Genomic DNA, 14,163 nt, shown 5'->3' on the forward strand with positions numbered 1-14,163 from the left:
AGAGTAGCCGTCATGAGCACGCTGTTGATTGCCGATCTGCATCTGCGGCAGGATGAAGAGGCTAGAACTGCCGCTTTTCTCGATTTTTTACGCCACTCTGCAGCCGCAGCGGAAGCGCTCTATATTTTAGGCGATCTATTCGACCTTTGGTTGGGTGATGATGATCAGCAACCGCTGCACCGAGTGGTGGCGCAAGCGCTGAGTCAACTACGGATACCTTGTTACTTTATGGCGGGGAATCACGATTTTTTGCTGGGCCAGCGTTTTGCCAACACGAGTCACCTGATTGTATTAGCAGAGCCTCAGTTAATCACCCTCTATCAGGTTCCTACCGTGATCCTGCATGGAGACAGCCTCTGTACGGAGGATAGAGCCTACCAGCGGTTACGTTATTGGGTACACCAACCCTGGCTACAACGGCTATTTCTGAGCTTGCCGCTGGCTTGGCGGCAGACCCTGGCCCAACAACTCCAGAAGAAAAGTCATGTAGCCAACCAACAGAAAGCCCAGCAGATCAGGGATGTCAGCCCACAGGCGGTGGTGGCGTTATTAGAACAGAGTGGTGCGGCGCGCTTGATTCATGGGCATACCCATCGAGCAGGACGGCACACTATCACCCTAGAACAGCGTGATCAAACTCCCAAGCGCCAAGCAGAGCGTATTGTGCTGGGCGCTTGGGAGCAGAGCGCCTCGGTACTGCAGATCGATGCCAGCGGCGCTCAACTACTGGAATTACCCTTTTACAGCACTTAGATTCAGTCTAGGTTTAGCCTGGAGAGGTGAGATAATACATAAAACAATCAACCTTGTCCCCATGCCGGGCTAAAACGCTTAGACCAGAACACTTTGAATAGAAGAGGGTAGCGTGAATCCAGGGGTGTCTGCATTGCCCTGCCAGCGGCCGGAAAATCCAGCCGCTCAATGGAGTGATCAAGAATAGCTTTAGACAGTATCCACTGAGGGCATTACCTCTGAGGAATAATTGTTCAGAGGTCTGTTCATTTTCGAAAAGAGGCATACCCCGCCTATAACTAGGCCGCTTAAAATAACTACTCCCGCTGTTACTCCAACACCAACCATCCACCCTGTGCTTTCATCAGTAGAAGTATCAGATACCATGTTTTGAACTAGGTTTACCTCTACAAGGGATGTATTATCAGCAGGAGTCATGTTATGTGTGACTTGATGAGTAATCCCCGTTGTCAGAGGAGCAAGCGTTGTTGATACTATTGTTGATACGGTAGTGATTGCCGTGACTAAAAGGCTCGTTGAGCGCTCGGTTTGTTGAGGTGGGCTAGGTACTGTAGCTCTGCCACGAAGAGGAATAACATAGAGTTTCTCACCAGAGCTATCTGTTTCTTCCGAAGAAGTTGAACTATCTGTTTCTTTACCCATCGACCTTATCGTATTACTCCTTACCATATTACTATTAATTCTCACACCTGGCAGTGGAGGGTTTTCAGCAAACGATGAAAAAAATCTCTCTTTAAAAGTTGACATAAATATTTCCTTTGAGTTGTGATGAAATTCTTTAATTTTACTTCTTGCTAGATAATCTAACTCTAGCTGAGCAAATGATCTTGTATTCTCAGAATTAAATCATACTGAAAAAGCAAGACGACGGTAAACCAACTCTGACTCCTGAAGTATAAGCGGTATCCCTAAGCTACATTACCTCGGGCTATAATAGATTGTTTTATAAATTATTCAAGACTTTACTTAAAATAAGTTTTATAAATTCAATTCATGAATATAAAAACTAAAATAGTTTTTATTAATACTTTAATTATAACTTATTTAAATAATATTATTATTTAAAAATTATTAATAGTACTATTTTTATAATATCTATTTAAAATAAAACCATTAGTATTAATATTAGTAATTAATATAATTTTTATTTAATCTTAATAATTTTATTTTTTATAGATTCTGGCTCTCGTTCTATAAGTCAGTGGTATCCATTCAGGTTTCCTTTTTTCAGAAAAAGAATCCCGTTAGATTGACTGCTTCTACCCTGGGGTAGCGTGATCTCATGAGGTGACGGTGATCTTCTGTTCCTGATGCGGGGTTCAGTGTATAGTAACGCTCTGTTATCAGAACGACCGACACCCTTTGACACCCAACATGATTACACCTCCTACCGTTGCCGTCATCATGGGATCCAGCAGTGATTGGAAGACCCTACAGGTGACTGCACAACTACTGACTGAATTGCAGATCCCTTTTCATGCTGAGATCATTTCAGCCCATCGTACTCCCGATAAATTAATGCAGTTTGCCGAGCAGGCGGCTGACCGAGGCTTTAAAGTCATTATCGCTGGTGCGGGTGGAGCGGCCCATTTGCCCGGCATGTTGGCCAGTAAAACCTTGCTGCCAGTGTTAGGGATCCCGGTAGTCAGTAGTGCCCTGAATGGGATCGATAGCCTCTATTCCATTGTGCAGATGCCCCAAGGGATCCCAGTGGGTACCCTGGCCATCGGACCGGCGGGGGCGGCGAATGCGGCTTTGTTAGCCGCCCAAATCCTCGCCTTAAACGATACGCTGTTACATCAGCGGTTGGTCGCCTGGCGCCAAGTACAAACGGCCACAGTCTTGCTGCAAGCCGATCCTCAGGAGGCGCTATGAAATCCGTTTGGGTCTTAGGCAATGGTCAATTAGGGCAGCTGCTACGCCAGGCCGGAGAGCCGATGGGGATCCGGGTCTATCCCTTGGGTTTTGAGGAACTGCCTCCCCCCTTGCCGGAGAGTGCGCTGATCACCAGTGAAATTGAGCAGTGGCCTAACACCCCGTTAACTGAGCAGTTAGCTACGCATCCTGGATTGATCAACCGGGCAGTTTTGCCACTGCTGGCCGATCGACTGACACAAAAACAGCTGCTAGAGACGTTAGGGTTACCGACGGCGCCTTGGGCACTGCTCAGTAGCCCTGAGCAGTGGCCGGCACTATTCGCGAAGTGGGGCGACACGATTGTCGTGAAATGCCGCCGGGGTGGCTATGATGGTCATGGCCAATGGCGGGTTACCGCCGATCAGTCACTGCAGCTGCCAAGCGAGCTCTATGGCGAGGCTATTGTCGAGCCTTGGATTCCTTTTTCTGGAGAGTGCTCGCTGGTGGGCGCTCGTCAGCGCCAAGGTCGGGTGGTTTTTTATCCGCTGACGCAGAATCTGCATCAAGCTGGGATCCTGCGGGCGAGTGTCGCACGGCCACAACCGGAGCCGCGGCTGCAAGCGGCTGCCGAGCAGCTGCTGCAGTGCTTAATGCATCATTTAGAGTACCTCGGGGTGATGGCAATGGAGTGTTTCATCGTCGACGGAGCGCTGATGATCAATGAGTTAGCCCCTCGCGTGCACAATAGCGGCCACTGGACCCAAGCGGGCGCCTCTATCAGTCAATTTGCACTACATCTGCGGGCACTGTGTGACTGGCCGCTGCCGACGCCGGTTGTGAACCAATCCAGCGTGATGATCAACTTAATCGGCAGCCCGTTTAATGTCGATTGGCTCTCTCATCCGTTAGCACAGCTCCATTGGTATGGTAAAACAGTGCGTCCGGGGCGCAAAGTAGGGCACCTGAATTTCAGCCACGCTGATCGATCCCGACTACAGCAAGCGGTGGGTAGCTTAGAGCCGTTGCTGCCGACAGAGCCTTATCCTAGTAGCCTTCAGTGGGCACAAGAGCAACTTGTTGACGCCTAAGACTCCCCCTAGCCAGCTGACTTTGATGAGAAGATAGTATGCATGGCCCTAACCCACAGACAAAGCATCCACTGGAGGGCTTTCCTCAAGTCTGCTTTATCAAAAATACGATCACCAACCCGAATATTGTGGTTGGGGACTACACCTACTATGACGATCCTGAAGATTCAGAGCATTTTGAGCGGAACGTTTTATACCATTTCCCGTTTATTGGCGATAAATTGATCATTGGTAAATTCTGTGCGCTAGCTAGAGGGATTAGATTTATTATGAATGGGGCCAATCATCAGCTTGCGGGGCTCTCAACCTACCCCTTTCAGATATTTGGCCAAGGTTGGGAAAAAATCAGGCCAGCATTGGGTGATTTCCCTTACAAAGGAGATACCATCCTAGGCAATGATGTCTGGATAGGCTATGAAGCGCTTATCATGCCAGGAATCAAGATTGGCAATGGCGCTATTGTGGCCTCAAGATCGGTCGTTACCACTGATGTATCGGCCTACACTATTGTCGGAGGGAACCCCGCCAAACCGATCAAAACCCGGTTTTCGCCAGAGGAGATCGCTCGTCTGGAAGCGCTGGCCTGGTGGGATTGGCCTATCGAAAAGATTACGCAACAGCTTCCTGCTGTTGTCTCTGGTGATCTTAAGGCTTTAAGCACAGCCGCTGATCTGGGATCTCTGAGCCGATCCGGTGTCTCGAGCAGCCCTTAACCACAGGCGCATGATGCCACCTAAAGCGCCTGTAAAACCCAATGTTCGTGCGGCCGCCGCCCAGCTGATTGACCAAGTGATTCGGCAGGGTCGGTCACTGAGGCCGCTACTGCAACAGTCACCATGCGATTATTCAGCAGCCGATCGCAGTTTACTGCAAGCGCTCTGTTATGGAACTCTGCGATGGTTGCCACGCTTGGAGTGGTCACTGCAGCAATTAATGGCGATCTCCTTATTAAAAAAGCAGCCCTTGTTGCACTACTTACTACTCGTTGGCGGTTATCAACTGCTGCAGATGCGGATCCCCCCCTATGCGGTGATTCATGAGAGTGTCAATGCTGCCAGAACGCTACAGCGACCTCAATTGACTGGGTTGATCAATGGGGTGTTGAGGCAGTGGGTACGGCAGCAGGCGTTGCTGAATCAACGAACTGATCAACCGCAGGCTTATCATACCTTACATCCAGACTGGCTCGTGCAGCGTCTGCAGCAGGCCTACCCCCAGCAGTGGCAACCGATTATAGAGAGTAATAATCAACAGCCGCCGTTGTGGCTCCGCGTCAATCAACAACGCACGACGCGAGAAGCCTATAGGGCACAACTGCAGGCCTGCGGTATAGAGGGGATACCGCATCCTACCCTCAGCACAGCGATCGCTTTACCCACGATGATGGCAGTGACGCAGCTTCCGGGGTTTGCCGAAGGGCTGATCACGGTCCAAGATAGTGCCGCCCAGCAGTGTGTGCCCCTGCTGGATCCACAAGCGGGCGAATGGGTGCTCGATCTGTGTGCTGCGCCTGGTGGTAAGACCACCCATCTTGTAGAGTATGCCCCTGAGGCACAGGTGATGGCCGTTGATCAGGATGCTGCGCGTCTGCAACGCCTAGCTGAGAATGTACAGCGATTACAGCAACGGGTAACGTGGATTTGTGGGGATGCCCTGCAGCCGCAAACGTGGGCGGCTGGCCGCCAATTTGATCGCATTTTACTGGATGCCCCCTGCTCAGCCACTGGCGTTATACGGCGTCATCCCGATATTAAATGGTTACGTCGTGCCAGTGACATTACCCTGCTGGTAGAGCAACAACAGGCTATCTTACGGGCCATCTGGCCCTACTTAAAACCGGGAGGGGTGCTACTATATGCCACCTGCTCTCTATTACCTGAGGAGAATCAACAACAGATCCAAAGGTTCTTGCATCACGAAGCGACTGCCTGCGGTGTCGCCGTCGGTGAGGGCAGCACGTTAGGGTGGCAAGTGTTACCACACCCACTGGGTGGTGATGGATTTTTTTACGCTAAGTTGATTAAACAGCGCTGAAGCGGGCTGACTAGGCGGAGCAAGCCATGAAAATTATCATTTTAGGGGGGGGGCAGGTAGGCAGCACTTTGGCTGCACAACTGGTCAAAGAGTCCCATGAGATCACGGTTGTGGATAGTGATGACGCCTGTTTGAAGCGGCTGCAAGAGAAATTGGATCTGCGCTGTGTGGTTGGGCAGGCCACTTACCCTGATATTTTGCAGCAGGCAGGGGCTGCTGAGGCGGACAGTATCGTGGCGGTCACTGCCTCGGAGGAGGTCAACCTACTGGCTTGCCAAATCGCCTACACCCTGTTTAAAACGCCGAAACGCATTGCCCGGATAAGTGCCTCCGCCTACCTCCACCATCAGGAGACCCTGTTTAATCCGCAGGCTATCCCGATTGATCACCTACTCAACCCAGGGCGCTTGGTGGCGAATCACATCGCCCAGTTAGTCCACTATCCAGGCGCGCATCAACTATGGATTTTTGCCCAAGGACAATTAGCCCTATTGGTCCTGAAAGCAACCCCCGACCAACCCTGGATCAATCGGAGTCTCTCAGAGCTGGATCAGCAGCTCGCCCCCTGTGAGCGGCGTGTGGTGATTTTGGGTCGGCAACAGCGCCTACTGCCGGTAGCGCCTAGCACACTGATTGAAGTTGGAGATGAATTATGGTTTGTCGTCGCCAGTGAACAGCTGCATACGTTGATAACGGCTTGGGAGGGTAGCACAACAGCTCAGCCCACCCGACGGGTAGTGATTGTTGGCGGAGGAAACATAGGTGCTGCACTGGCCCGTCAACTGGTACCACACTACAACGTCAAAGTGATAGAACGGAATGCCCAGCGTGCAACGGAGTTGTCAGCATTGTTGCCGGAAGCACTCGTTTTTTGCACCCATGGCTCCGATCAGACCCTGCTGTTAGAAGAGCACATTGAACAGAGTGATCTCTTTATTGCTGTGACCAATGATGATGAAGATAATATCTTATCAGCGCTATTGGCACGGCATTTAGGGGCGAAACAGACGCTGGTGTTGATCCAACAGCCTATCTATCATGATCTGATCCAAGATCAGGGAATCGATCGGGTGATTACCCCGCAACAGATCACGATATCGGCGATACTTACCCACCTGCACTGTCCGGCGATCAAGGCTGTTTGTTCACTACAACAAGGTGAGGTTGAGGTGATGGAGTGGCAGATAGAGGGTGAGATCTCCACCTCTCAAGTGATAGGTCGACAAGTTGGGGAAATTATGCTCCCAGAGGGGGGTCGCTTGATTGCCTTAGCCCGCGGCAAGCTGGTTTCCATCGCGGATGATCAACAGGAGATCCAAGCCGGTGACCACTTGATCTTACTACTCTTCGATAAAAAATCGTTGGGGGCATTAGAGAAACAGCTACAACCCACCGTGATACCGCAGCCGGCACGATAGAGTATGATTCATTGGCGAGCTGTTGCTTTTATCCTGAAATTTGTATTAGTCAAGTTAGCCCTGCTGCTCCTGATCCCCATCCTGTATGCCTGGGTGATTGGTAGTGCCAGTGGGGTTAGTTTTCTACTGTTACTATTGGTTGTGTGTGGTATGGCCGGGCTATTTCAATACGTGGCGGGAGAGCCGCCACCGCATTGGCGAGTACAAGAGCTGTTTATGAGCACGACCGCCGCTTGGCTACTGGCAGCGACGCTCAGTGCCATACCCTTTTTACGCTTAGTTCCACAGCTCAGCCTGACGGATGCTTTTTTTGAGAGTATGTCAGGCCTAACCACCACGGGATCCTCGGTCTTACAGGAGTTGTCAACACTAGCGCCCCCGCTGCTGTTATGGCGCTCCTTGCTACAGTGGGTGGGCGGGGTTGGTTTTATGGTGATGGCGGTGGCTCTATTGCCAGTTCTCGACGTCGGCGGTATCAGGCTATTTCATACTGAATCTTCCGATTGGTCTGAGAAAAGGGTGCCGCGGATGCGGGGGGTCGCACAACAGATTGTAGGGGTGTATCTGCTGTTGACCGGCCTCTGTTACCTGGGGTTTTATGCCTCAGGTCTGCCCCAGTTTGCAGCCATTAACCACGCCTTGACCACCATCTCTACCGGTGGTTTTTCAACGATAGAGGGCTCCATAGCAGAGTTCCCACCGGCAGCCCATTGGAATGCCACTCTGTTTATGCTACTGGCGTCACTGCCTTTATTACTGTTGATGCAAGCCCTATCGAAGCGCACGCCGCGTGAACTGATGGGTGATCAACAAGTCAGGGGTTTTTTAGGACTATTATTCGTGTTGGCCCTAATACTTTCTGTGCGGTTATGGAGTCAAGGTCATTTTTCACTCACTGACAGTGTTCGCTTGGTCTGCTTCAATCTCGTGAATATACTCTCGACAACGGGGTATACTCTGGGACGGTGTCATGAGTGGAGCCCCTTCTCTACAGTAGTGTTTGCCTTGATTTTAGTGGTTGGTGGCTGTTCCGGTTCGACAGTTGGCGGCATCAAGCTATTTCGCTTACAGATTTGTCTAGGGTTATTTACGGCCCACATTAAACGGCTGATTCACCCCAATGCAGTGGCCACCCCCTGCTACAATGGCCAGCCAATTTCGGAGGGGGTCCAGCGTTCGGTGATTGCTTTTATGGTGGCTTTTTTCGGCGTGATCATGGTGATTGCCCTGATGTTAGCGCTCTGTGGCCTTGATCCCCTGACCGCTTTGACTGGCGCTATGGCCACGGTGGCTAATGTCGGCCCTGGGATGGGTCCACAGGTTGGCCCCAATGGACACTTCGCTGATCTGCCGAGTCTAGCAAAATGGATCTTAGCCTTAGGGATGTTGCTCGGTCGCTTAGAGATCATGACAGTCTTGGTGCTGCTGTCCCCGACGTTTTGGAAGCAGTGAGCCTCAAAACGGGGTAGAATTACCGTAATGGACGAACTGAATAGGATCTGCGCCACTTTACACGCTTCACTTTCAACCGAATGTGTCCTCGCCGGTCGGTTGGGTGGCGACTGGTGAGCATTTATGCAGTCAAGATCACTACTGATCTTGACCCATTTTGATGGACACATTGAAGCGCAACGAAGCCTATCAACTGTATTAATTTTTGAGATCAGCAGCGGGATCACATGAGCCCAACCCGAAAACGCTATTCATGAGGATGAATAGCGCTAGAGGGTGATTGACAGGTGTGATAGCCTGCTATCAGGATTTACCCCGCTGCGCGCACTTGCGTTCGTTTTCGGTCAATAACTTCTTACGCAGTCGGATAGAGTGCGGGGTGACCTCGACTAACTCGTCATCATCAATAAATTCTAACGCCTGCTCCAGGGAGAACTTAACCGCTGTCGTTAAGGTGACCGCGTCATCTTTACCGGAGGCGCGCATATTGGTTAATTTTTTTCCTTGTAGGCAGTTGACCGTCAAGTCATTGGCACGGTTATGGATGCCGATGATCTGCCCCTGATACACTTCGGCTCCATGGTCGATGAGCAGGCGTCCGCGCTCTTGCAATCCAAATAGCGCATAAGCGAGTGCTTTACCTGTAGCATTAGCGATCAGCACCCCATTGATCCGCCGCCCAATTTCTCCAGGTTTCACATCATCGTAGTGGCTAAAGGTCGCATAGATTAAGCCACTACCGGAGGTCAGCGTCAGAAATTCAGTGCGCAAACCGATCAGACCACGGCTAGGGATCAGATAATCTAGACGAATACGGCCTTTGCCATCGGGCTGCATATCGCGGATCTCTCCCTTACGTAGCCCGAGCAGCTCCATGACACTCCCTTGGTGGGCGATTTCAATATCGACAGTGACCTGCTCGAAGGGCTCCTGACGGCGTCCATCCAGCAGGCGAAAGATCACTTTCGGCCGTGATACTGCCAGCTCATAGCCCTCACGACGCATATTCTCAATCAAAATACTCAAATGAAGCTCACCCCGTCCAGAGACCGAAAAAGCATCCGGATCTTGGGTCTCATTGACCCGCAGCGCCACATTATGCACCAGCTCTCGTTTTAAGCGCTCCAGCAGTTGGCGCGAGGTCACATATTTGCCCTCCTGGCCACAAAAGGGCGAGGTGTTAACACAAAATAGCATGGTGACCGTCGGCTCATCGACGGAGAGCGGAGGGAGTGCTTCAACCAGGCTAGGATGGCACAGGGTGTCAGAGATATTCAGAGCGCCTAAACCGGTGATGGCAATAATATCTCCTGCTTGGGCACTTTCAGATTCATAACGCTGTAAACCCATATGACGCAGTACTTGGCCCACTTTCCCTGGGCGCTGGGCACCTTGGCTGTCGACAATGGTCACTGATTGTTGTGGTTTAATACTGCCTCGTGAGATACGCCCGATACCGATGACCCCAACATAACTATTATGATCGAGTTGAGAAATCTGCATCTGGAAGGCACCTTGAGGATCAACGACCGGTGCTCTGACCTGTTGAGCAATGGTTTCAAACAGCGGTGTCATATCAGTGGCTAATTGATTAGGCTGATAGCCCGCCACCCCATTCAGTGCAGAAGCATAAACAATGGGGAAATCGAGTTGCTCATCGGTGGCTCCAAGATTAACAAAGAGATCAAAAATCTGATCAACCGCCCACTCTGCCCGGGCCCCTGGGCGATCAATTTTATTAATCACCACAATGGGTTGCAAACCATGGGCAAACGCTTTTTGAGTGACGAAACGGGTTTGTGGCATCGGGCCATCGAAGGCATCAACCAGCAGGAGCACCGAATCAACCATAGACAAGACGCGTTCAACTTCACCACCAAAGTCGGCATGTCCGGGAGTATCGACGATGTTAATCCGCAGATCACGCCATAGGATGGCGGTATTTTTGGCTAAGATCGTAATGCCGCGCTCTTTTTCAATATCATTGGAATCCATAACGCGCTCAACTGGGTGGCTGTTGTCTCCCAGCGTTCCAGATTGCTGCAGCAGCTTATCTACTAAGGTAGTTTTACCATGATCGACGTGGGCAATAATGGCAATATTTCGCAAATTTTCTATCACAAAGGTTTCTCAAATAATCGATGAAGTGGAGCTATCATGGTCTATTGTAACACCCCTTATCAGGGGATAGAATGGACTGTTTAATCAGCATGCCATGAACAGGGGCTGGATACTCCCAGTCACTGAGAGAGATCACCCAAAATAGCGGGAAGTCTTGAGGGGTAGATTGCATTTGAAGTGCTTCCCGTTTTTGTGTAGGGTGTTGGCCTTGTCGTGTCGTTTTTTGTTTTGATAGCTAGGTCTTCATGTCCCTACAGGATCTCCAGACACGACCGACGCTCTTGGTGGTGGACTCTGGGGTCGGTGGATTATCGATTTATCAGCCCTTATGGCAGCGTTGGCCGGCACTGCACTACCTATACGCCTTTGACAATGCAGGCTTTCCTTATGGGGATCTCTCCGCCAATGAAGTGAGTCGTCGCTTGATTGCACTGATCGATGCTGTTCAGCAGCGCCAGCACGTTCACTTGGTGGTGGTTGCTTGTAACACAGCCAGTACGGCCGCCCTTCCTCTTTTGCGCCAACGATTTTCTGTTCCTATTGTTGGTGTGGTCCCTGCCATTAAACCAGCGGCTGCGATCACACGTAGTGGTGTGATCGGCTTGCTGGCAACCCCTGCTACCATTCAACGGCCTTATATTGATGAGTTAATTCAGCAATTCGCCGCGCACTGCCAGGTGGAACGTCTGGGATCCATTGAGTTGGTCAGGTTAGCCGAGGCTAAGGTACGAGATCAGGCGGTCTCTACGGCGGTTATAGAGAAGATTTTAGCTCCTTGGTTATGCCGAAGTCAGGTTCCTGATACCATTGTCCTTGGATGTACCCATTTCCCCTTACTGTCTGCAGAGTTATCAAAAGTTTTATCACCAGAAGTCGTTTTGATCGACTCAGCCACCGCGGTCGTCCGTCAGGTTGAGAAGTTATTGCGACCATACTGTAATGACCAACAGCAGGCCTTGAGAAACAAACTATACGATCTCTCTAGGCAGGTTAATAAAGCCTATTGTACTCGTTTGGATGCATCAGCCGCCGCTTTACGGGGGACATTACACGATTATCAACTGATGACACTACAAGCTATATCACTAGATTAGGTAGTGAGGAAAAGTGGGCGTGAGTATTATAAGAGTAGCTTTCGATAAACCGGCACTACTCAATTCAAGAATTGAGTAGCAGGGCGGTCAATCCTTAAAAAATATAAAAAGTCGATTGCTTACTAGGGGTTCATGGGAATGATCTTGCCACCTTTTTTTAGACACAGAGAAGAGAAACCTTAAGCGACCTGGGATAACCAATTTTTTTCAAAATTTACAGGAGACAGATAGCCTAGCGTTGAGTGCCGTCTCTGTCGGTTATAAAACACTTCTACGTATTCAAAAATGCTCAATTTGGCTTGTTCTCTGCTCTCAAAACGTTCAAAGTGGGTGTGCTCTGTTTTTAAGGTATGGAAAAAACTCTCTGCTACTGCATTGTCATAACAATTGCCCGTACTACTCATGCTAAGCGTTATCTGGTGATGCGCCGATACAGCCTTGAATCCTTTGCTGGTATACTGGCTGCCTCGGTCGGAGTGGTGGATGAGACCTGCAGCAGGCTTCCTCCGTGTTATTGCCTGGCGTAATGCTGCGGCTACTAACTCGGTGGTCATGTGAGCTTGCATATCCATCCCCACGATACTACGAGAGAACAGGTCCAGTACGATAGCAACATACAACCATCCCTCTTGGGTCGGAATATAGGTAATATCTGCTGCCCAGTATTGATCAGGGCGAGTGGCTGTGAACTTCTGCTTGAGTAAATTAGGCGCCACTGCGGCCTTTGGATCGACTATTGTGGTTACCTTAAATCGTTTTTTCATCTTAGCCGCAATATGGGCTGCTTTCATTAGCCGACAAACCCGTTTGCGTGAACAGCGCTCACCTCTAGCTCGTAACTCAGCATGGATACGTGGGCTACCGTAAATTTGGTTGCTTATGGTATAAACCTCTTTAATTTCAGATATTAAACGCTCATCCTCACAATAGCGCTTGGATGGCTCAGCCTTGATAAACTGATAATAGCCACTGCGGGATACACCTAACACGTTGGACATCCTCTCTACGCTGAATTCCCCAGCATGCTTTTGCATAAACTGGTATTTTACTTGCGGGCCACTGAGAAGATGCCCAAGGCTTTTTTTAGGATATCCCTCTCTTCGCGTGCTATCGCCAATTCTTTCCGCAATTGACTGAGCTCAGCATCAGACGCTTTCAGGTATCCTTTGCCCGGGAAAGCCTCTGCACCATCCTTGTTATGCTGATGGACCCACCCTGCCAATGTACTCTTGGGAACTCCCAATTCCTCGCTCAATTGACAGAGCGTTTTACCAGTGCTGTGATACAGCTTTACCGCATTCAGCTTGAATTCCTTATCATAGCTCCTTGATTCCCCTTGATTCATAACTTCACCTCAAAAAGTAACAAAAAATTATACGCTTTGTTCCTCTTCGTTGTGTCCGTTAAAGGGTAGCAAGATCAGAAAATTGTGCATTGGTGAGGCAGTTGCGAACGAATTTTTCTCTTGCCGCGCTTGGCAAGCATTGGTTTCAAACATAAAAGTAGCAGCTCCTATAATGTGTCCGACTCTTGCTGCCGATGCAAAGTTAGGCGACTGTTGAAGCGTGGGGGTTTCAAGTAAGAAACGGTTAGAATCAACAGATTGCAGAGAATTCTTGCCGCCCGGGCCAACACCTAGAAAATCATTCCAGTCAATCAAATTTTTTAGATAGCTATACTGTGGATCTTTTAACCGGTTGATGACCTCAGTATGTAAGCTCTTGATGGCAATCCCGAGGGTATCCCGTAGCCGAGTTGCCAGAACAGCATCTGTATCTGTCCACTGTACATTGTTTTCCCCCGGACTTTCAAAGGCTAGAGATTTTTGTAGCGCGTCTAGCAGGGCCTCCTTATCTTCAAAATTTTTACTACCGTTATGCATGATATCGGCAATAAAATTGTGCATCTCATTGATGACTGGGCTTCTATTTTGAATGGTGGACCAATTTTCCTTGTCTTTATATTTTTGAGAGACGTCATCCAGGATGTCCAAAATCTCACGGTGGTTACTATGAGTAGGCTTAACTTTAATGAGTCGCTCAAATAATTCAGCACTACCTGCAGTATTTAGCCAATTCATACCATCTTCTGTATCTGGTCCCTTATAAGAACTTTTGAGGTCTCTGGTGTTTTGTTTCAAAGTATCTATCAGATAAGTGCGGTCTTTAAAATCTCTGGCTTCTTTGTCTTCGTTCATAGTAACACCCTAGTATTTTAAGTGAGTTTAGTGGTCGTTAATTTCCAACACATCAATGGCCAAACAGGATGTGTTACACCCACTTTTGTGTCACTGGTTTTAAGTTGTCAAGTGTTTAGGAATAATTACCATTTGGAGTTTTATCCAAT

11 protein-coding genes and 1 pseudogene are annotated in these 14,163 nt (G+C 49.5%); 8 read left to right on the forward strand and 4 right to left on the reverse strand.

The genetic code is table 11. The features are described from left to right. The first annotated feature begins 12 nt into the window (after positions 1-12). On the forward strand, positions 13-753 hold the full coding sequence (locus NL324_RS04025; protein ID WP_253306439.1) for a UDP-2,3-diacylglucosamine diphosphatase: 741 nt from the start codon (positions 13-15) through the stop codon (positions 751-753). 189 nt (positions 754-942) lie between these two features. Here NL324_RS04025 and NL324_RS04030 read toward each other — a convergent pair whose 3' ends face one another. Further along, complete coding sequence (locus NL324_RS04030; RefSeq protein ID WP_253306440.1) at positions 943-1,500, reverse strand: hypothetical protein; 558 nt, start codon at positions 1,498-1,500, stop codon at positions 943-945. Between the two features lie 627 nt (positions 1,501-2,127). Between NL324_RS04030 and purE the strand changes: the two genes are divergently transcribed. Genes purE through NL324_RS04060 form a run of 6 tightly spaced genes read left to right on the forward strand, consistent with a single transcriptional unit; the run spans position 2,128 to position 8,602 of the window. Continuing rightward, positions 2,128-2,628: a 5-(carboxyamino)imidazole ribonucleotide mutase gene (purE, locus tag NL324_RS04035; protein ID WP_253306441.1), complete on the forward strand. Its 501-nt coding sequence runs from the start codon at positions 2,128-2,130 to the stop codon at positions 2,626-2,628. Next, positions 2,625-3,698: a 5-(carboxyamino)imidazole ribonucleotide synthase gene (gene purK, locus NL324_RS04040; RefSeq protein ID WP_253306442.1), complete on the forward strand. Its 1,074-nt coding sequence runs from the start codon at positions 2,625-2,627 to the stop codon at positions 3,696-3,698. The genes purE and purK overlap by 4 nt, the downstream gene beginning before the upstream one ends. Positions 3,699-3,736: 38 nt before the next feature. Then, entirely contained in the window at positions 3,737-4,411 is a 675-nt protein-coding gene (locus NL324_RS04045) for a Vat family streptogramin A O-acetyltransferase (RefSeq protein ID WP_253306443.1), read from the forward strand. Between the two features lie 13 nt (positions 4,412-4,424). Then, positions 4,425-5,732: a 16S rRNA (cytosine(967)-C(5))-methyltransferase RsmB gene (gene rsmB, locus NL324_RS04050; RefSeq protein ID WP_253307123.1), complete on the forward strand. Its 1,308-nt coding sequence runs from the start codon at positions 4,425-4,427 to the stop codon at positions 5,730-5,732. A 26-nt stretch (positions 5,733-5,758) separates the two neighbouring features. Continuing rightward, on the forward strand, positions 5,759-7,150 hold the full coding sequence (gene trkA, locus NL324_RS04055; RefSeq protein ID WP_253306444.1) for a Trk system potassium transporter TrkA: 1,392 nt from the start codon (positions 5,759-5,761) through the stop codon (positions 7,148-7,150). A 3-nt stretch (positions 7,151-7,153) separates the two neighbouring features. After that, on the forward strand, positions 7,154-8,602 hold the full coding sequence (locus tag NL324_RS04060; RefSeq protein WP_253306445.1) for a TrkH family potassium uptake protein: 1,449 nt from the start codon (positions 7,154-7,156) through the stop codon (positions 8,600-8,602). Between the two features lie 303 nt (positions 8,603-8,905). On the opposite strand, the gene typA is transcribed toward NL324_RS04060, so the two are convergent. Continuing rightward, entirely contained in the window at positions 8,906-10,723 is a 1,818-nt protein-coding gene (typA, locus tag NL324_RS04065; protein WP_253306446.1) for a translational GTPase TypA, read from the reverse strand. Between the two features lie 245 nt (positions 10,724-10,968). Here typA and murI point away from each other — a divergent pair, with 245 nt between their 5' ends. Further along, on the forward strand, positions 10,969-11,817 hold the full coding sequence (gene murI / locus NL324_RS04070) for a glutamate racemase (protein WP_253306447.1): 849 nt from the start codon (positions 10,969-10,971) through the stop codon (positions 11,815-11,817). A 179-nt stretch (positions 11,818-11,996) separates the two neighbouring features. Here murI and NL324_RS04075 read toward each other — a convergent pair. Both NL324_RS04075 and NL324_RS04085 read right to left on the reverse strand, forming a co-directional pair. Continuing rightward, positions 11,997-13,162, reverse strand: a pseudogene (locus tag NL324_RS04075) (IS3 family transposase). A 27-nt stretch (positions 13,163-13,189) separates the two neighbouring features. Then, the gene (locus NL324_RS04085) at positions 13,190-14,014 is read right to left on the reverse strand and encodes a hypothetical protein (RefSeq protein WP_253306448.1); all 825 of its coding nucleotides are present in this window, start codon (positions 14,012-14,014) and stop codon (positions 13,190-13,192) included. Between the last annotated feature and the right edge of the window lie 149 nt (positions 14,015-14,163).

The sequence above is a fragment of the unidentified bacterial endosymbiont genome (assembly GCF_918320885.1).
Taxonomy (GTDB): domain Bacteria; phylum Pseudomonadota; class Gammaproteobacteria; order Enterobacterales.

Coding starts and splice junctions, on each gene's coding strand:
- NL324_RS04025 (WP_253306439.1), top strand. CDS start 13: ATGAGCACGCTGTTGATTGCCGATCTGCATCTGCGGCAGGATGAAGAG.
- NL324_RS04030 (WP_253306440.1), bottom strand. CDS start 1,500: ATGTCAACTTTTAAAGAGAGATTTTTTTCATCGTTTGCTGAAAACCCT.
- purE (WP_253306441.1), top strand. CDS start 2,128: ATGATTACACCTCCTACCGTTGCCGTCATCATGGGATCCAGCAGTGAT.
- purK (WP_253306442.1), top strand. CDS start 2,625: ATGAAATCCGTTTGGGTCTTAGGCAATGGTCAATTAGGGCAGCTGCTA.
- NL324_RS04045 (WP_253306443.1), top strand. CDS start 3,737: ATGCATGGCCCTAACCCACAGACAAAGCATCCACTGGAGGGCTTTCCT.
- rsmB (WP_253307123.1), top strand. CDS start 4,425: ATGCCACCTAAAGCGCCTGTAAAACCCAATGTTCGTGCGGCCGCCGCC.
- trkA (WP_253306444.1), top strand. CDS start 5,759: ATGAAAATTATCATTTTAGGGGGGGGGCAGGTAGGCAGCACTTTGGCT.
- NL324_RS04060 (WP_253306445.1), top strand. CDS start 7,154: ATGATTCATTGGCGAGCTGTTGCTTTTATCCTGAAATTTGTATTAGTC.
- murI (WP_253306447.1), top strand. CDS start 10,969: ATGTCCCTACAGGATCTCCAGACACGACCGACGCTCTTGGTGGTGGAC.
- NL324_RS04085 (WP_253306448.1), bottom strand. CDS start 14,014: ATGAACGAAGACAAAGAAGCCAGAGATTTTAAAGACCGCACTTATCTG.